Below are 17,632 nucleotides of genomic sequence, written 5' to 3'. Positions count from 1 at the left end.
ACGGGCACGAAGGAAGAGGTATCGCCCGCTCTCCGCAGGATCGTTGCCAAGGTGCGTGAATGGGGCGTCCCTCTGAATGACGAGACCGCCGACGCAATTCGCCTCGTCGCCTCCGAGCTCATCACCAACGCCGTGGTCCATGGCAGCGGGCCCTATCACAGTCACCTTGTCCCACAGTTCGGGCAGCTTGGTGATCGACGTGCTCGACACCAGCTACGAGCTGGACCAGCGCGTCCTGCAAGCCGACATGCGCCAGGACTTTGCTCTCCCCCAGGTTGACGGACCGAGACCTTCGCGCTGAGCCCCCCTCCCCCGATTCTGCGGTCCCCGCATCTCCGTTCCCCTTCGGCCGTGGGGACGGTTTGCAGTACGCGCGTCTGCCATCGCGCGGGCGCCGCCGGAACCTGCGCGATCCAAAAGGACTTCCCGCCGGAACCCCGGCGGGAGAACCGAAGAGGAAGGAACACGAGGTGGCACAGAGTACGACGACAACGCCGCCGACCCCGAGTGGCCTCCTGGTGGCGGTTGAGGAACTGACCGCCGTCCACGACCGGTACGACAGCCTCCGGTCCGACAACCAGGGAAGCTCCGGCGACTCACCGTGGCCGGGTGGTGACGGAAACCTGACAGACACCGAGTAGCACCCAGGCGGCGGGGGCGACAGAACCTTTCGTGTCGCCCCCGCCGCGTCGCCGTTCACGTAACCGCACTCAAGGAGGCAGTGATGGAACACAAGCTGATCAGCGCGATCGAGGGGGCGCTGGGATGGAGTGGCCCGGAAGAGATCGGCAAGGGCTTCGCGCGCGGGAACATGGTCGACCCTGCACTCGTCTCCCGCATCCTCACCCCGAACCGCCTGCTCGACATCGCCATGCGCAGGAGCCTCAGCCGCCCGCAGTTCCGGTGTTTCCAGAAGGGCGACGAAGTCCATCCCGCCGTCTACTACACCGACAGCGTCAGTCCCCGCGGCCAGAGCATCCCCATGGTCAATATGCGCAGTCTGGGCCGGCTGCTGGACGAAGGTGCGACGCTCATCCTCGACCAGGCCAACGTCTTCGACCCGACGATGGAGGTCACCTGCCGGGCGTTGCAGTGGTGGTCACACGAGCGGGTTCAGGTCAACGCCTACCTGACGACGAACGATGCGGCGGGCTTCCCTCTGCACTGGGACGATCACGACGTGGTGATCGTCCAGCTCGCGGGCGAGAAGGAGTGGGAGGTGCGAGGTACCTCTCGCCCGACTCCGATGTACCGGGACGCCGACCCGAACAGCACGCCGACCGAAGAGATCGTCTGGTCCGGCGTGATGAGGACCGGCGGGGTCATGCACATCCCGCGGGGCCACTGGCACCAGGCGACCCGAACCGGTAGCGGCTCGGGAAAGAGCCTCCACGTGACGTTCGGCATCACCAAGCGCACCGGAGCGAGCTGGCTGGCGTGGCTGGGCGACTGGTGCCGCGAGCAGGAGGTCTTCCGGCACGATCTGGACCGTCGAGACCAGATCGGCGGCCAGGCCCTGGTCGAAGCCGCCACCCGACTGGTCGGCGAGCGCTCCCCGGCCGACTACCTGGCCGCGTACGAGCAGGCGACGACGCTCCCCCGACACGTCCCGTACCTCGACATCCTGGCCCCGCTCGACACCGTGGTGTGCACCACCCACTTCCCGCCCCAGATCCACGAGAGCGGGGAGACCGTCACTGTCGTGGCTTCGGGCAAGCGGCTCACCCTCGCGGCCAAGACCGTGCCCGCGCTGCGGCTGCTGCTCAGCGGCCGACCCGTCTTCCTGGAGCGCGCGGCGGCCCTCGTGGGGGCCGAGGTGGCGGAAGTGGCGGAGATCCTGGTGAAGGAGGAACTGTGCGCGACACTGACCCCCGAGTTGTCCTCGGGCTACACCGGTCTCGTCATGAACGTCGGCTCTTGATCGGCGCGTTGGACCTCGGCGTAACCGCGCTCGACACCAGCACCAACTACCTCCGCTTCCGTTCACACGAGGTTCTGGCACGGGTCGCCGGCGACCTGCTGCCGAAGGTCCATCTCTCCACCAAGGTGGGCTACTTCCCGGGCATCAGCGGGGCCGAACACTCCCTCGCCCCCGAACGACTGCACAGCTCGGTGGAGGAAGCGGCCCGTGCCCTCGGGCGGGAGCCGGACCTGGTGTTCCTGCACAACCCGGAACACTCGCTCACGCCGGGCACGGCCCGGTCGCGCGAGACCCTGGCCAAGGCGTGCACAGCCCTAGCCAGTGCGACATCACGCGGGCTGTGCGGCGCGTGGGGCATCGCGACCTGGAACCCCACCGCGCTGCCACCACTGGTCGACGCATCCGCGCCGGCCCCCTCCACGCTCATGGTGCGGGCCGGCTTGCTGGTGGGCGCCGGAACACTCGATGCCGCCGAGGCCCTGATGGAAGCGTGGGGCCTGGGTACGGGCGCGATGTGGGGGATGAGTCCTTTCGGCGGCAACACCAAGGCACCAGTGTGGGCTCGGGCCGACGCCCGCGTCTTCCTCCGCGACGGCAGCGGCTACTCCCGTGCACAAGCGGCCTTCCGGGTGGCCTACCGACTGCCGAACGTCAGCGCCGTAGCCGTCGGGACGGACGAACCCGCGCACCTCGGAGAACTCGTCGGTGCCCTGGCCGCCGTCCCCGACGAACAGGCGGTCGCCGAGTACCGCACGCTGCTCCGTGGCCGCCCGCGCACTCAGTCCGTCTGAAGGTCTTGGACGATCTGTTCCGCCATCTGCCGTGCGGGCCCCAGCCGGGGGTCCTGCGGGTGAGCGTCCGGGCCAAGAATCTTCGAGCACACGAAGAGCGTCATCAGCTTGCCGTCCCGGCTCGCGAAGTCTGCGCGCCGCTCCCGCAGCACGCGCTCTGCCAGAGCCGGGACGACGAGCGAACTCGCCCACAGCGACGCAGAATCCAACCCACGCGGCGCGCTCCCCCAGTCCTCCCAGTCGAAGAGACAGAACGTCGGCGCGCTCATGTTGGCCCAGTTCAGGTCCGCGTGAGCAGGCACCCACTGCTCGACGGTGGTGTCGAAGGAGCTGGGAAACACGGTGTGGATGGCCTCGGCGACGAGGGTCTGCGTGATGGTCTCGGTGTCCGGTGTGGCCACGCGGCTCGTCCGCTGTACGGCGAGAGCGTCCAGCGAGGAGCTGAACGCACACCACCATTCGTCCGGGAGTTCGGGGTCTTCGCTCAGCACGGCGGTACCGATGGGGTCACCGGGCAGGAGCCCTGTCTCGTCAGCCCGCCACATGACGGGCTCACCTGCGTCCCGCCACACTACGCACGCCTGCCATTCGGGCTGCGCCACGCCCTTCAGACGAGCGGCGCACTCAGTGCCGTTCCACCCCTGATCGCCGATCTTGTCCACGAGGCGCCGCTCAACCCGAACCCAGGTGTCACGGCCACTTCGTGCACCAACGGAACGACGCTTGCGCACCACGGTGTCCCGGTCGAGCCGTGTCCGGAGTGATCGCTCGACCTGATCAAGAATCTCGTCCACCGGCTGCACTCGCAGATCGACAGCCTGACCGGTGGGAGCCGAGAGCGTCATAGAGCGACGGTAGCAGCGTGGGATACGCCGCGATGGCCCCCTTCGCACCGCCACTCGTAGTCGCTGTCAATCACCTTGAGCGGCGTGCCGGACTGAGGCCACGGTCAAGAACTCCGGCAAGGCTGAGGGCCGCAAGCCGACGGACCAGGCGAAAGCCCAGGCCAAGGCGGACAAGACGGCCAAGCACCGGGCGCCCAGGAAGTAGGTCCCGAGCGCCTCCGCTCACGCAAGCGCTCTTGTAGCGCGTCGCTGACGCCCGCCCACATACCTGATACAGCAAAAGCCCCAGGTCACGGCGAGTGAGTCCTGGGGCTTTCACAGAGCCGCCTATGGGATTCGAACCCATGACCTACGCATTACGAGCACATTGGATCATGGGCCGACTAGTCCCAGTCGGCCGGGTTCCGTCCCACTTTTACCTGGTCAGGACACCTGTGCTCGTGACGGTCGGTCCCAGACAGCCCTCCTGGTCCCAAGCGGCTATGGATACTCCCGGGCAAGTTGCGGGCAAGTTGCTCCGGAGGAATCCCCTGCCCTCTAGCTTAGCCGAGGCGATCTGGCGTCACCACCGAGAGTGAACGTGACCGCAGCTTGCCCGACACCGGGACGCTCTCGTTGCCCTGTGATGTGTGCAACATTCACTAGACAGGTGACCCTTCGTGCAGTAGGTTGACCCGCTTGCGGATCATGGGCCGCTGAATGAGGGGGATTTTTGCTGCAGGTGTTCCGGGTGACGGGCGGGGCTGTTCATCGGATCGTGGGCGGGGCGGCGGAGCTGGAGCGCCACCTGCAAGTGCTGGTCGAGACCAACATGCCGGAGATGTTGGGGATGCGGTTCCTGGCGCACGAGTACTCGACCGGGCCGCTGCACCGGGGCCGGATCGACACCCTCGCTCTGGACGAGGACGGGTCTCCGGTCGTAGTGGAGTACAAGCGGACCGGCAGTGCCAGCGTCCTGTCGCAGGGGCTGTTCTATCTCGCCTGGCTGGTGGAGCATCGCGCGGAGTTCGAGACGCTGGTGGCGGAGCGCCTGGGCGAGGAGGTGGCGCAGACCGTCGACTGGACCAACCCGCGGGTCGTCTGCGTTGCGACGGAGTTCACTCGCTACGACACCGTGGCGGCCGGCATGTCGCACCACCGGATCGACCTCCTGGTGTACCAGCAGTACGCGCAGGATCTGGTGACCCTGGAGTTGGTGGCCTCGGTCGCCGGGGGATGTGGCTCCCGCGCCGTGCGCACCGGTTCTTCGACCCGTACGGAGGGCGCGGGTCGGAAGGGTGTCCGGCAGTCGCTGGATTCGGCCTCGGCTGACCTGCGCAGCCTGTTCTCCGAGCTGGAGGAGCGGCTGCTGGACCTGGGCGACGGCACGCGCGTCGAGTTGCAGCACTACCTGGCGTTCCGTCGCCGCCGGAACTTCGCGTGCGTCCGCGTGACTCGCGAGGCCCTGGTCGCGGTCCTGAACGTCGACCCGTCCACCGTCAGCCTTGCCCCGGGGTTCACCAGGGACTTGCGCGGCGTCGGGCACCTGGGCACCGGTGACCTGGAGGTGAGGATCGCCTCGGCGGCCGAGCTGGACAGAGCCGAGTCGCTCTTCGCGGCGTCCTTCGCCGCGGCGGCCTGACGTACGAAGGCGGGCCGGACAACACGTGTTGTCCGGCCCGCCTTCGCGTAGGCAGGGACTTGTGGTGCTCGGCTCAGGGGTACCGCGCCGGGGGCGCGCTGGCGGTGGTCGCCGCCGGAGTGCTGGGGAGCGCTGAGGGTGACGTCCGCCGGCGACTTCCGGATCAGCGGGTGAGGCGGGTCGGTACGGCCGGTGTGGTCTGGCGGGCGGCGGCGATGACGGCGACCGTGCCCGGGCGTGCTGGCGCGGCCCGGGCGGCGCTTGCCCGCGATGCCGTGCCGGTCCCGCTGGCAGGTGCGGCTGATGGGTCGCATGCTCGCAGTTCTTCGGCGGTGTCGACGAACCGGCGCCAGGCGTAGTCGGTCCGATCGGCCGCCCAGCCGGATGCCCGGGCGGTCAGCACGGGGGCAAGCGCCGCGACCTCGCCGGCGGGGGCGGCGCCCCAGGCCAGCAGCGACCCGTCGCTGGACCACAAGTCGAGGTACCACTCGCCGCCGAGGGGGAACGCCTTGACGTGGGCCTGGTCGGGCTCCGGTTGGTAGTGCCACAAGGTGCGGTGGAGCGACTGCCATCCGGGGCCGACGAACTCTGGAGCGGCGGCTTCCTCGTGCGGGCGCTCGCCGCGTTCAGCGACGGTGAACAGGTCGCGCAACGATCCGTCGTTGAGCGCCGCCGTGACCAGGCGGAGTACGTCAGTGGCGTCCAGTCCTTCCCGGCCGTCGAGGACGCCGACGACGTTGCGCAGCTTGCGCAGGGTGTACCGGGCGTCGCCGGGGTCGATCAGCTTGTCGGGCGGCTCCTCGTCGGCGAGTTGGTGCTCGACCCGGGAGGCGACCGAGCGCAGGCCCTCCATCTGCCGCGGGCCGGGGCGGTCGGGCAACTGCGATGCCCGGTAGGCGAGTTCCGCGTACGGGCGCATGTGCTGGCGAACGAGGTGCTGCGCGTAGCGGTCGGCGCCATCGCGGAAGCTGGTGACCGCGGCCGTGCGGACAGCGTCGTCGTGGCCGCGCAGCGAGGTGAGCACGGTCATGTACCGGTCGCGTGCGTCGATCTGCTCGCGCAGGACGCTCTCGTACGCCTCGTTCAGCAGGTCCAGGTCGCTCAGCTCGGCGGTCTGGTGGTCGCCATAGCGCTCGGCATTGGCGCGCAGGTCGGCGACTCGGTCAGCGGCGGGCCTTCCCCAGGTGCCGGTCATGGCGTCCGCCGGCGGGGCGCGGGCAGCGGTGTGCGGGGCGGGTCGGTGGGCTGAGGTCCGGCGGTCGTGGCCGCCTTGCCGTCGAGGGGTCGTCGGCGGGCGGCGGCTGCACGGTCTCCCTGTGTAGGGGTGGTCTGCCACTCCAGCGGGACGATGTCCATGTACACCCGGTGCTCGTGCGGGATCTGCCGGGCGAGTCGGGCCACGGGTTCGGTGCTGGCGAGCGCGGCTGCGACGGCAGTCAGCAGCAGGCGGGGCGCTCGGTCGGCCATCTCGATGTACCAGCCCTGGCCTCCGGGCTGGAGGTCGCCTCCGCTGACCCGCCAGTGGGGATTCGCGCCGTCGGCGAGTGCCGCGGTGCTGGTGGTCCGGCCGATCGAGGCCATCTCGCCGCCGGGTGCGGTCCAGACGATGTGGCCGGGCACGCTGTCCATGAACCAGTCGGCTTCGGCTAGGGGCTCAAGGCCGCCGGACAGTGCGGGATAGCGCAGGTCAGCCGGTGCGGTGGCCTGGGCGGTGGCGAGCGCCGCGTGCACCGCGGTGGTGATCTCAACGGGAGTTCGCTCGTCGGCGGTGAAGTGCCACAGCTGGTCGCCGGTCGCCCGGTCCGTGTAGACCGTGCTCCAGCTCGCACTGCCCGCCTCGTAGAGTTCGGTGGTGCGGATCTGTCCGCAGGGGCTGGTGTACATGTCGTTGAACGGGGTGTCGGTGTGGGCCCACCCGGCGGCTAGCAGTGGGTGGGCGGGGGTGCTAGCCGCAGTGTGGCCGGGCCCGGCCAGGTATGCGGGAGTAGCGGCGACGAGCGCCGGAGGCTGAGGCATGCCCGGTGCGAAGAAGTCGCCCGCCGAGTCGTAGGCGGCGGTGAACCGGCGGCAGATCTCGTCGTAGGCGGGCTGTGCGACGTGGTCCGGGTGCTGGTCCCAGTGCCGCTGCGGAGTGTCCTCGTTGGCCCGGCTGGCGATCGGCTCCCCGTAGCACCCCTCCAGAATGCCGGACGGGTCGTCGGTAGTGGCGATCATGTGGGCAGCGATCGTGCCGGCCGCGGCGTAGAGGTCCTCGTTGGTGAAGCGCAGGTCCGCGATTGGCACGGCCGGCACCCTTCCGCGGGTCTGGTGCTGCCACACCTGTCCGGCGGGGGCGTCGTCGAGGCCCAGGAGCTGGTGGCTGTACCGGGCGGAGTCCATGACGAGGTCGAGGGTGAGCATCGCGGCGAGTCGTTGCTGCTCGGGCGGGAGTTGGCCCCATGTCGTGTGCGGGCCGGTGCCGGCTTCGGTGCTGGGCAGGGGCTGGTCCGCAAGTTCGGCCAGGACGTCGTTGATCTCCAGGTGTCCGTCTGCGGCGGCCAGCAGGGTGGACAGCGACTTCGCGGCTGCGCGGGTGAGGTCCTCGTCGGTGTAGGCGGGCGTGACCGGCGCGAGGCCGTGCTCGGTCAGGGTGTAGCCGAGGTGGGCGAGCAGGTGCTCGTCCATCCACTCTCCGTCGCGCTGCACTGGGGCCGGGTCGGCCAGTGCGCGGGCGAACGCGTCGGTCACCAGCGCGGGTGTGTCCGCGGTGAAGAGCGCCTGCCAGTACGGGTCGCCGGCTTCTTCGGGGCCGATGTAGACGGCGAGCGCGCAGTTGCCCATGAGGTCGAGGGGGTTGGCATCGCGGCGGAGTTCGACGCGGGCGAGGAGGTCGGGCGACTGGACGCGGCGGATCCCGTGGGGCTCGCCGAGGTTTCGCCAGCCTGCGGCGACGAGGGTGTCCAGGAAGGCGTCGCCGTCGAACTTCCCCTCCTGGAGCGCCGGATGGACCTCGCCTGTCCAGTCGGGTCGTCGCAGGGGGAAGTGGAGCGCCTCGGTGACGGCTGCGACGAGTTCTTCCGGGGTGTCCTTGGAGAACCCGGCCATCCATTGGGGTGGGCCGAGCGGTTCGCGGGCGGCGGAGATCCGCCACCAGGCGCCGGGGTCGAGCTGGTTCATGCCGATGCGGAAGCGGTGGTCGGGGCTGCTGACGAAGGTCTGACCGAGGGTGTCGTTGTAGTCGTGTCGCCAGTTGAGGGCGAGGACTGCTCGGGCGATGGGGTCGGTGCGGCTCCCGGTTCCGGCGAGGTAGCGGGGTGTGACGTCGAGGGGTGTGCTCGGGGTGGGCTTGGTGGTGATCGGAAGGGTTCCCTTCAGGGGTCAGCGGTGGCGAGCCGCACCCGGCGTCGGCTGGGTGGTTCCGGCGGGCTGGTCGCCGGGGGCGGCGGGTCCGTGCTGGGTGCGAGGGCGTCGGTCGAGGCGGGCTGCGTCGGTGCGGGCGTCACCGGGTCGGCCGGGCTGAGGCAGGGGGGCAAAGGGGTTCCTGGTCCAGGAGTAGGCGTCTTCGATGTCGGCGAAGTGGCCGATCCGGAGTGTGAACGCCTCGGTGTCGGGCTGTCGGTGTCCCACGAAGACCGCCACGGGCCGTGCTGCGTCGGGGGCCTCCCGGTCGGCGGCGATCACCCATGTCACGAACGGGGTGTCGGCTGGGGATGCTGAGTCGTGGACGTCGAAGCGCGTGCCGGCGTGCCGCAGCAGGTCTTCCGCTGCCGCGGTTTCGGCGTCGGCGGCGTTGAACTCGCTGGGCTGTATTCGCTCCCGCAGCTGTTCGGGGTCGGCTCCGCGGGCAATGAGCCACGCCTCGGCCAGTACCGACATGGGCTCGTCGCGAACGGTGACCCGGAACTGCCCCGTGTTCTGGTCCACTTCCAGGTGGACGCCTGCGAAGGATGGCTTGCCCTGCTCTGCCCTCAGATCGTCGTAGACGAGGTGGAAGTGGTCCGACCTTCCCGGCTGTTGAGGGTCTGGCTGTTCGCACCTCGCTATGGAGGTGCAGGGGTCTTCCCAGTCGGCCAGACGCGAGATGGCGCGCGAGGTGTTCTCGTCGGCGGGTGTCAGCTCGTCGAGGTCCAGGTCGGAGACGATGTCGGTGAAGGGGGCGTGGTACAGCAGGGGCTCCAAGGTCGAGAGGGTCAGCGCGAGGGGCCGCGGTCGCTGGACGGATCGGGACGGTGCAGCCGGGGAGACACGTGGCTGGGGTGCGGCGCCCCGTGCTGCGGTGTTCGGGAGGGATTCAGGCGGGCTGCCTTCGCCCTGGAGGCCGGGGCGGGTGCGAGCCGACCGACCGCTTCATTGGCCAGGCGTCGCAGGTCGGACATGACCTCGGCGACGAAGCCCAGCGAGTCGGCGACCTCGTCTTGGCGGGAGTTCTGGGCGTCGGTGAAGTAGCTGACCGAACGGAGAGCGTCGACGGTGCGCTCCATCACCCCGCCCTCGCCCACCAGGACGTCCAGGGCCCGGGCGGCTTCGGCGGGATCAGGTGCGTGCGCGACGTGGCCGGCGATGTCGTCGATCTCGCCCGCGAGCCTGTCCTTCGTCGCTGAGGGAAGTCGACCGCCGGTCACCGGGACGAAGGGCGGCGGCGAGGGACGGACTCCGAGCGCCGGGTCGAGGGAGACCTCGTATCCGGCGGTGGCCAGCAGCACCGCCGCTTCCGTCGCCTGCTCGGCCTGCTCGAAGTCGCTCAGCCCCTCCGGCAGGGAACGGGGCTCCGTGTCGCTGCCGGGTTCCGGGGTGAACCCGCACATCGACAGGAACCGGGCGGCGTGCGCGTCTCCGCCGGTCGCGGTGACGCGTCCGGCAACACGGACGATGGCGACCGAGTTGGTGTCCGGTGCGGTCACAGGCTCCTCCCGGCCTTGCTGCTGCCGGCCGGGGCGTGGGTGGCCGATGAAGGGGCTGCCGCTGCGGGGTTCGCGTGCCGGCCGCGGGCGGCGGCTGCGGCCCGCCGCGGGTGGAGCGGTTCGACGCGGACCTGGGTCCGGTTGGGTGCGGGCACCTGCCCGAGCAGGCGGGTGGCGGCAAGGGGCTCGACGACCTCGTCGAGCGCGGCCGTGATCAGCTCCGTCGGGGTGCCGCGGGTGAACTCGGCCTTCCACCGGGCGTTGTCGTATCCGCGCGGGCCGCCCCACACGGTGACGGCGGCTACCAGGGCGGGGGGCTCGACGCCGAAGACCGGGGTGCGGATGCCACCTGTCAGGTCAGCGCGGTCGAAGCCGTATTCGAAGGGGTCGGGCTTCAGCCACGGCTGGTCCGCCGCCTCCAGGGAGTAGCGGATCGCTTCGTCGCGAGGATGGCGGCCCCACAGGAGGTCGTCGCGGACGTTCGTGGAGAAGGCACCGAGTCCGGCCGTCAGGCGGTGGGCAACCGCCATGACGATCTCCACTGGGGTCTGGGTGCAGAACCGTGCCTGCCAGTCGAGTTGGGCGACCGGGGACTCGTAGGACGCGATGGTCCAGCGCGGGCCGCGCTTAGTCTCGTGGTCGAGTTCGATCGCCGCGGTGAGGCTCTGGTGGACGGCGACCGAGGTCTCGCCGTTGGGCCGGTACAGGTTCCAGGAGCGGCAGTCGTCGAGGAACGTGGTGAAGGCCGCATCGGCGTCCCCGGGCCCGGCGAGGTGGCCCGGCGTGATGGTGACGGCGGTGTCGGGGGTCAAGTGCTCTCCGCGCAGGGGTTGGCCGGGCCGCCGCTGTCAGCGGCGGCCCGGCACACGGTGGGGGCGGTCAGGGGGCGGGTTCGGTGTCGGCCGTGCCCTCGCGGACCTGCCGGACGGCTTCCGTCAGGCGCTTCTCGGCCACACCGGCGTAGTGGTCGGTGACCTCGATGCCGACGAAGCCGCGGCCTTCCAGCAGCGCGGCCACCCCGGTGGAGCCGCTGCCCATGCAGAAGTCCAGCACCGTGCCGCCCGGCGTGGCGATCTTGACCAGCTCGCGCATCACCGAGACGGGCTTCTGGGTGATGTGCACCCGGCCGGCGCCCTTGGGCTGCGAGGCGGTGTACAGGCCCGGCAGGTAGACCGGATTGGCGTCGGCGTCCATCGCGCCCTTGGACCCCCACAGCACGAACTCACAGTGCTGGGTGAACCTTCCGCGCTGCGGGCGAGCGGCGGGCTTGTACCAGGCCAGCGCGCCGCGCCAGATCCAGCCGCCGGCCTGTAGGGCGTCGGCGGTGGCGCCGAGCTGGCGCCAGTCGGTGAAGACCAGGGCGGTGCCGCCATCGCGGGTGGCGCGGTAGGACTCGGCGAGCAGCTGGCTCAGCCAGTAGGTGTAGGAGCGCTGGTCCTTGTTCTCGCCGGGGAAGGACTCCAGCGTGTGGGCGCTGCCGGCGGTGGTGTACTTCTCGCGGGCGCTACGGCTGGTGCGCTCCTTCGCCGTGCGCCCGCCGCTGTTGTACGGCGGGTCGGTGATGACGCAGTCGACGGACTGTGAGGGGATCTCGGCGAGCCGCAGCAGGGCGTCGCCGCGGTGGATCTTGTAGCTCAGGGGTGCTCCTGCAGAACGGGGACAGGGTGTCGTCGCCCTCGGCCGCCAGGGTGGTCGAGGCGGCAGCGCGAAGCAGGGACCGTACGGGTCTGGGGCTTTCGCGGGGCGGAAATGGCACGTTAGGCGCTCTCCGGCCGGAAACCTAAAAAGGGTCACGCTTTCCACCGGAGCATGATCTTTTTAGGTTTCCGGCCGACCGCCGCCTAACGTCCTCCATGTCGCACGGCGAACCCGGGGCGAGGCAGCCAGATCCCTTTTTAGGTTTCCGGCCGACCGGCTCCTACTGTGTGACAACCCGGCAGGACCGGGCCCCTCCGCGCCAGGTAACGGCACCCATGGCCAGCGGCCGGAGAGGGCCTGGACCCGCCAGCCCACCTGGTCATCGGGCGGACCGCATCCCTGCTTTTTAGGAAAACGGCCGCACCGGACCTACGGTCGAAAAACCCCGTCAACCGAATTCCGTCACGCCACGGAAAGGGCACCGCCATGTCTTTTCGCAGATTACGAGGGCGGCTGGCTGCCGCTCTCGATCTGTCCCGGCCGCACTGTCGCGGCCGGGACGGTGCCCCTGCTCTCGCCTGAAATGGAGAAGCCCATCAGTTCCCTGAACCCGTGCCCGCCCCGACCCCCGTCCGACTTCCTGGCTGCCGTCGAAGGCGGTCGGCCGGACGTCCGATGAGCTGGCAGAAGGTGGTGTGCGGCTGCGGTGCGTTCATCCTGGGCGTCCCCCTCATGATCGGCTTCCCCGCGGTTGCGGTGATGGCGAACGACGCCGCCTCCAAGGCCAACTGCAGCACCGGCGCCCAGCAGGTGGACGCCGCAGCCGTCGCCGCTCAGGTCCAGCAGATCCTGGCCGGCAAGGCCGGGCCCACCACTCCGGTGTCCGGCCTCAACGAGCCGACGACCCAGATCCCGAACGCCAAGGTCATCGTGGCCACGGGCATAGCGATGCAGGTCCCGGCCCGCGGCCAGGTCATCGCCCTGGCAACCGCGTTGCAGGAATCCGGTCTCCAGAACCTCGGGTACGGCGACAGGGACTCGTTGGGCTTGTTCCAGCAGCGCCCGAGCCAGGGCTGGGGCACCCCGGCCCAGTTGCAGGATCCCGTCTACGCCAGCACCGCCTTCTACAAGGCGCTGCTGAAGGTGGACGGGTGGCAGCAGCTGCCGCTCACCGAGGCCGCGCAGGCCGTCCAGAAATCCGGCTACCCGGATGCCTACGCCAAGTGGGAGAGCCTGGCCAGCGCACTGCAGCAGGCCATCTTCCAGGCGCTGGGCGGAAGTTCCCTCACTCCGGCGCCGTCGCCTTCGCCCGGCTCGCCGCCGCCGCCGGCCACGACCTCCTGTGGCACGGACGGTTCGGGTATCGACTGGGGGACGATCCCGCCGGGCACCCTGCCCACCGGGTACGTGATCCCGACCGACGCCCCGCAGGCGGTACAGTCCGCGATCCGTTACGCGCTAGGGCAGTTGGGCACCCCGTACCAGTGGGGCGGCTCCTGCACCGCGCCGCACGGCCCCGACCCCATGGCCCGCTGCGACTGCTCCAGCCTGATGCAGCAGTCGTACCACGCCGGCGGCATCACGCTGACCCGCACCACGTACACGCAGGTCAGCGAGGGTACCGCCGTATCGGTCGACGCCCTCAAGCCCGGCGACCTGCTGTTCACCGAACCCGGGCCCGAGGGCCCCGGCCACGTCGGCATGTACATCGGGCAGGGCCTCGTCGTGCAGGCGCCGCACACCGGCGACGTGGTCAAGATCTCGACCCTCGAATCCTGGCGGCCCGACATCGTCGCCGCCCGCCGCATCGTCCCCTGACGCCAACTGCGGCTCCTCTTCGCGCTATTCGCGCTCTCTTCCCTCTCGCCCCGCCGCGGCCCTGCCGCGTCTACCCCGCCCCCTAGCACGTGGAGTGTGATTGACCACCTACCTCGCCAACGCCGCCGCCAAGGTCCAGCAGCTGGCGTTCGACCCCGGCATCAAGCCCTCTGAGGGCGGACTCCCCGGCCTCGACGTGCTCAAGAGCACCGTCGGCTCGATCAACCTCTTCGCCATCATCGCGGTCGTCGGCGCGCTGTGCGTCTCCGGCATCGTGTGGGCGTGGGGCCACCACACCGGCTCTCACGGCAGTGAGCAGAAGGGGAAGCAGGGCGCCTTGGTGGCGGCCGGCTGCGCGCTTCTCCTCGGCGCCGCGAACGGCATCGTCAGCTTCTTCTCCAACGTGGGGACGAGCGTCCACTGATGCCCACGTCGCCCCAGCCGTTCAAGCCCGGCGGCCAGTCCCTCATGGTCCGCCGCGTGCTCGTCGGCCTGGTGGCGCTGGTGGCCGTCGCCCTGGTGGCCGGGCTCATCGCCCGGTACACCGGCGGCGGCCACCGCAGCCAGGCCGCCCCCACCGCCACCAGCACTACCGCTCCCGGCACCGCCCCCAGCAGCGGGCCCACCGCCGGGCCGAGCACCGCGCCGTCCGACTCGGGCGGCACGGCGGCCACCAACCCGGTGGCCCCGCCGCCGCACACCAGCGATCCGATCGTCTTCGCGAAGGCGTTCGCGCAGGCGCTGTGGACCTACGACACCCGCACCGCGTCCCAGTCGCAGCAGCTCGCCGGGCTGCGCGCCTGGCTGACAAGCGAGAGCACGTACGCCGATCCGGCCGCCCTGGCCAGCCAGGTCCCCGACCCCACCCTGTGGGACCGGATGCGCGACAACGGCCAGTTCGCTACCGGGAAGGTCAACGAGGCGCACCTGCCGACCGCGTTCAACCAGGCCGTGGCTGCCGACCCCACCAAGCTCACGGTGGCCTACATGTACGCGGTCACCGTCACCGGTTCCCAGACGATCACGTGGACCGGCGGCGGTCGGGGCGACGAACAACGGGCGATCACCCTCGCCGTGCAGTGCCGCCCCGGCCGCGACTGCGCGCTCGCGTCCATCGCCCCGACCGTCTACCCCTGACCCGCCCCCTATAAGAAAGGAGGGGGTGCCCTATCGGGTTTTGCGACCTCCCCCTCGCAGGCGTCTTGTGCGACGCCACCCCCGGTGGCATCGCCGACTCGATCACCGGCTCCATCGGCAACTGGATCGCGCGCAGTTGCGGCGACCTCGCGCAGAGCGCGGCCAACCTCGCCTCCCAGGCGGTGGACTCCACCACCTCCGTCGACCTGGGCGCCAGCTGGTTCCGTGAGAACTATGCGATCATCCTGCCGATCGGCCTGGTCGCGATCGTCGCCACCTTCTGCCTGCAACTCATGCGGGCCGCCTGGAAACGCGACGGGCAGGCCCTGGCCCAGGCCGTAACAGGAACGATCTCGGGCGTCCTGTTCTCGTTCGTCGCCGTCGCCGGCACCAGCATCTGCCTGACGGTTGTGGACGCCTTGTCCAACGGCCTGTTCAAGGTCGCCAACAGCAGCACCTCGGACGCCGTCACCCGGGTCATCAAGATCGGGATGATCGCTAGCACCTCCGGCCTCGGGTGGGGCGTCCCGTCCCTGGTCGCCCTCGGCTGCGTCGTGGGCGCCGTCATGTACTGGGGCACGATGGTGCTGCGCAAGGTCGCCATCCTCGTGCTCGTCACGCTGGCCGTCTTCGCCGGAGCAGGCGGCGGCTGGGAGCCGGCGGCGCGCTGGCGTCGGGCGTGGATCGAGGCCACGGCCGCCCTGGTGTTCAGCAAGTTGGTCATGACCATCGTGTTCTTGATCGGCGTCTCCGCGATCGGCAACTCCAACAGCAAGGACGGCATCGGTGCCCTGTCGGACATCATGTCCGGCATCGTCGTGATGGTCCTGGTCCTGCTGTGCCCGATGATGACCTACAAGTTCATCCACTGGGCCGCCGACGGCCAAGCCTCCGACCTGCACCGGACCACCAGCGCGGGCCTGCAGACCGCAGCCGCCGCGGCTCGCAAGGGCGCCACCATGGCGGCGAGCGCCGGAAGCGGCGGCGCGGCAGCCGCTGCCGGAGCCTCCCCGCAGGGCCCTGCGAGCGTCCCCGGTCAGGGCAGTGCCATCGGCAGCACCCCGTCCCCGTCGAGCACCCCCTCCGACACCCCGGCCCAAACGAGCTTCGCCTTCCCCGGCACCGGAACGGGCGGCGGTGCGGGCGCCGTGTCGAAGCCGCTGATCACCCGCGCTGCCTCGGGCACGGGTCAGCCGCTGATCACCCGCGCCGCTGGATCCGCCAGCAGCACTTCGGACGGCGGAGCCGCACCCGCTTCGGCCGGTGAGGGCAGCGGCGGATCGTCACCGGCTGTAGCGGCTGCCGCCGCACCCGGCAGCCCCGGCGCATCGGTCCCGATCGTCCGCGGCGTCCGCCCGGCAGCCCCGCGAGGCTCCTCGCCCGCACCGGCTGGCCCGGCGACCTCCACCGCACCGGTCGCCCCGGCCCCGGCGGTGGGTCCGCCGTCCACTCCGCCCACCTGATCCCGCCCCGGCCGGGGCGCTGACCCCACCGCCCCGGCCGGCCCCACCAGGAGTCGCCCCTGTCCACCGAGTTCCTCTCCACCGTGCGGTTCCCGACCCGCTCCCGTCGCGGCATCCTGCTCGGCCTGAGCCCCGCCCAGCTGACCGTCGTCGGCCTCGCCGGCGCCCTGCTGCTGGTGACCATGGTCGCCAGCGGCCTGGTCGGCGCGGTTCTCCTCACGCCCGTCTGGGCAGTGGCCGCCGCGCTCGTCCTCATCCGCTTCCACAGCCGCTCCGTGGCAGATTGGGCCCCCATCGTCATCCGCTACTACCTGCGCCGCGCCAAGGGACAGCTGATCTGGCTGGCCCGCCCCAGCTCCCGGCCCCGCCGCGACGGTCTGCTCCACCTGCCCGGAACCTCGGCGAGCCTGCGCGCGGTCACCGCCCCTGGCGGGACCATGGGCGCCGTCCACGACCCTGAGCGCGGCACGCTGATCGCCGCCGTCCGCGTCACCTCCCGCGCCTTCGCTCTCCTGGACGCTCCCGCCCAGTCCGCCAACGTGTCCGGGTGGGCCCGCGCCCTGGCCGCGCTCGCCCGCACCGGCTACATCGGCGCGGTGCAGGTCATCGAGCGCACCGTGCCCGACAGCGGCGACGCTCTGCAGCGTTACTGGGCCGAGCACGGCGACCCCGCCACCCCGGTCGCCGGGCAGGTCTACCAGGAACTCCTGGCAGCGGCAGGCCCGACCGCCGCCCCGCACGAGGCGTACATCGCCATCGCCCTCGACCTCAAGGCCGCCCGCCGCCTGATCGGCGAGGCCGGCGGAGGGTTGACCGGCGCCTTCACCGTCCTGTCGCAGCTCACCCCGGGCTTCGAGCAGTCCCTGCGCAACGCGGGCCTCACCCCGTCCGGCTGGCTGAACGGCTGCGAGTTCGCCGCCGTGATCCGCAGCGCCTACGACCCCAAGTCGCTTGCCGCGATGGACCAGTGGTCCGACACCGGCCGCGCCGAAGCCGACCCGGCCGCCGCCGGGCCCGTGGTCCTGGTCGAGGAGAGCGAGCGCATCACCAGCGACACGGCCTGCCACGCCGTCTACTGGATTGAGCAGTGGCCACGCAGTGAGGTGAGCCACGGCTTCCTCCACAGCCTGGTCTTCTCCGCCGGCGTGCGCCGCACCCTGTCCCTGCACTACGGGCCCGAAGACCTCGACGCCGCCCTCAAGGCCGTTCAGCGGCGCAAGGCATCGATCGTCGCCGACGCGGCGGAGCGCGTCCGCAAGGGTCAGGTGGACAGTGAGGCGGACTCCATGGAGTACGCCGACGCCAAGGAGCACGAACGCGAACTGATCTCCGGGCACGCCGACGTCGACTTCACCGGCCTCGTGGTCGTCAGCGCCGACACCCCCGAAGATCTGCGCCGCCAGTGCGCCACGATCGAGACCGCCGCCGCCAGCACCAGCCTGGACCTGCGCCTCCTGAAGTTCGAGCAGGCCGAGGCGTTCTCCCGCGCCGCCCTGCCGCTCGCCCGGATGTGACAGG

General features: G+C 70.7%; 15 protein-coding genes. 8 read left to right on the top strand and 7 right to left on the bottom strand.

From position 1 onward, the window contains the following. The first annotated feature begins 724 nt into the window (after positions 1 to 724). Together ACFWA9_RS07345 and ACFWA9_RS07340 are read left to right on the top strand one after the other, a co-directional pair. On the top strand, positions 725 to 1,921 hold the full coding sequence (locus ACFWA9_RS07345; protein WP_380384090.1) for a JmjC domain-containing protein: 1,197 nt from the start codon (positions 725 to 727) through the stop codon (positions 1,919 to 1,921). Then, the gene (locus tag ACFWA9_RS07340) at positions 1,918 to 2,712 is read left to right on the top strand and encodes an aldo/keto reductase (RefSeq protein WP_380384087.1); all 795 of its coding nucleotides are present in this window, start codon (positions 1,918 to 1,920) and stop codon (positions 2,710 to 2,712) included. The genes ACFWA9_RS07345 and ACFWA9_RS07340 overlap by 4 nt, the downstream gene beginning before the upstream one ends. Here ACFWA9_RS07340 and ACFWA9_RS07335 read toward each other — a convergent pair. Then, positions 2,700 to 3,557, bottom strand: a complete 858-nt coding sequence (locus ACFWA9_RS07335; protein WP_380384084.1) for a hypothetical protein — start codon at positions 3,555 to 3,557, stop codon at positions 2,700 to 2,702. The two genes, ACFWA9_RS07340 and ACFWA9_RS07335, sit on opposite strands and share 13 nt — an antisense overlap. Positions 3,558 to 4,278: 721 nt before the next feature. On the opposite strand from ACFWA9_RS07335, the gene ACFWA9_RS07330 reads away from it, so the two are divergent. Then, positions 4,279 to 5,178 (top strand): DUF5655 domain-containing protein, encoded by a 900-nt coding sequence (locus ACFWA9_RS07330; protein WP_380384121.1) that lies wholly within the window; start codon positions 4,279 to 4,281, stop codon positions 5,176 to 5,178. 163 nt (positions 5,179 to 5,341) lie between these two features. Here the strand turns inward: ACFWA9_RS07330 and ACFWA9_RS07325 are convergent, their stop codons facing one another. The 6 genes from ACFWA9_RS07325 to ACFWA9_RS07300 all read right to left on the bottom strand — a co-directional run bounded on the left by ACFWA9_RS07325 (position 5,342) and on the right by ACFWA9_RS07300 (position 11,696). Further along, complete coding sequence (locus ACFWA9_RS07325; RefSeq protein ID WP_380384081.1) at positions 5,342 to 6,373, bottom strand: hypothetical protein; 1,032 nt, start codon at positions 6,371 to 6,373, stop codon at positions 5,342 to 5,344. Continuing rightward, positions 6,370 to 8,433 (bottom strand): DUF317 domain-containing protein, encoded by a 2,064-nt coding sequence (locus tag ACFWA9_RS07320; RefSeq protein ID WP_380384118.1) that lies wholly within the window; start codon positions 8,431 to 8,433, stop codon positions 6,370 to 6,372. Before ACFWA9_RS07320 ends, ACFWA9_RS07325 begins: the two co-directional genes overlap by 4 nt. A 102-nt stretch (positions 8,434 to 8,535) precedes the next feature. Then, positions 8,536 to 9,336, bottom strand: coding sequence for a hypothetical protein (locus ACFWA9_RS07315; protein ID WP_380384078.1), 801 nt, complete (start codon positions 9,334 to 9,336; stop codon positions 8,536 to 8,538). 11 nt (positions 9,337 to 9,347) lie between these two features. After that, positions 9,348 to 10,058: a hypothetical protein gene (locus tag ACFWA9_RS07310; RefSeq protein ID WP_380384075.1), complete on the bottom strand. Its 711-nt coding sequence runs from the start codon at positions 10,056 to 10,058 to the stop codon at positions 9,348 to 9,350. After that, positions 10,055 to 10,870: a DUF317 domain-containing protein gene (locus ACFWA9_RS07305; protein WP_380384072.1), complete on the bottom strand. Its 816-nt coding sequence runs from the start codon at positions 10,868 to 10,870 to the stop codon at positions 10,055 to 10,057. Before ACFWA9_RS07305 ends, ACFWA9_RS07310 begins: the two co-directional genes overlap by 4 nt. Positions 10,871 to 10,937: 67 nt before the next feature. After that, positions 10,938 to 11,696: a DNA-methyltransferase gene (locus tag ACFWA9_RS07300; protein WP_380384115.1), complete on the bottom strand. Its 759-nt coding sequence runs from the start codon at positions 11,694 to 11,696 to the stop codon at positions 10,938 to 10,940. A gap of 675 nt (positions 11,697 to 12,371) precedes the next feature. On the opposite strand from ACFWA9_RS07300, the gene ACFWA9_RS07295 reads away from it, so the two are divergent. The 5 genes from ACFWA9_RS07295 to ACFWA9_RS07275 all read left to right on the top strand — a co-directional run bounded on the left by ACFWA9_RS07295 (position 12,372) and on the right by ACFWA9_RS07275 (position 17,628). Then, positions 12,372 to 13,514, top strand: coding sequence for a C40 family peptidase (locus tag ACFWA9_RS07295; protein ID WP_380384069.1), 1,143 nt, complete (start codon positions 12,372 to 12,374; stop codon positions 13,512 to 13,514). Between the two features lie 100 nt (positions 13,515 to 13,614). Then, positions 13,615 to 13,938, top strand: coding sequence for a DUF6112 family protein (locus ACFWA9_RS07290; protein WP_380384066.1), 324 nt, complete (start codon positions 13,615 to 13,617; stop codon positions 13,936 to 13,938). After that, positions 13,938 to 14,651 (top strand): hypothetical protein, encoded by a 714-nt coding sequence (locus ACFWA9_RS07285; RefSeq protein WP_380384063.1) that lies wholly within the window; start codon positions 13,938 to 13,940, stop codon positions 14,649 to 14,651. Before ACFWA9_RS07290 ends, ACFWA9_RS07285 begins: the two co-directional genes overlap by 1 nt. Positions 14,652 to 14,716: 65 nt before the next feature. Beyond that, positions 14,717 to 16,114, top strand: a complete 1,398-nt coding sequence (locus tag ACFWA9_RS07280; RefSeq protein ID WP_380384060.1) for an ATP-binding protein — start codon at positions 14,717 to 14,719, stop codon at positions 16,112 to 16,114. A gap of 83 nt (positions 16,115 to 16,197) precedes the next feature. Then, positions 16,198 to 17,628, top strand: coding sequence for an SCO6880 family protein (locus ACFWA9_RS07275; protein ID WP_380384057.1), 1,431 nt, complete (start codon positions 16,198 to 16,200; stop codon positions 17,626 to 17,628). Positions 17,629 to 17,632 lie beyond the last annotated feature (4 nt).

The organism is Kitasatospora sp. NPDC059973, assembly GCF_042737525.1.
Lineage (GTDB): Bacteria > Actinomycetota > Actinomycetes > Streptomycetales > Streptomycetaceae > Kitasatospora.
This window is presented reverse-complemented; position numbering and strand designations above follow the sequence as displayed.

What these genes read in the sequence shown, in the direction of transcription:
- ACFWA9_RS07345 (WP_380384090.1), top strand. Translation starts at nt 725, where the DNA reads ATGGAACACAAGCTGATCAGCGCGATCGAGGGGGCGCTGGGATGGAGT.
- ACFWA9_RS07335 (WP_380384084.1), bottom strand. Translation starts at nt 3,557, where the DNA reads ATGACGCTCTCGGCTCCCACCGGTCAGGCTGTCGATCTGCGAGTGCAG.
- ACFWA9_RS07325 (WP_380384081.1), bottom strand. Translation starts at nt 6,373, where the DNA reads ATGACCGGCACCTGGGGAAGGCCCGCCGCTGACCGAGTCGCCGACCTG.
- ACFWA9_RS07295 (WP_380384069.1), top strand. Translation starts at nt 12,372, where the DNA reads ATGAGCTGGCAGAAGGTGGTGTGCGGCTGCGGTGCGTTCATCCTGGGC.
- ACFWA9_RS07285 (WP_380384063.1), top strand. Translation starts at nt 13,938, where the DNA reads ATGCCCACGTCGCCCCAGCCGTTCAAGCCCGGCGGCCAGTCCCTCATG.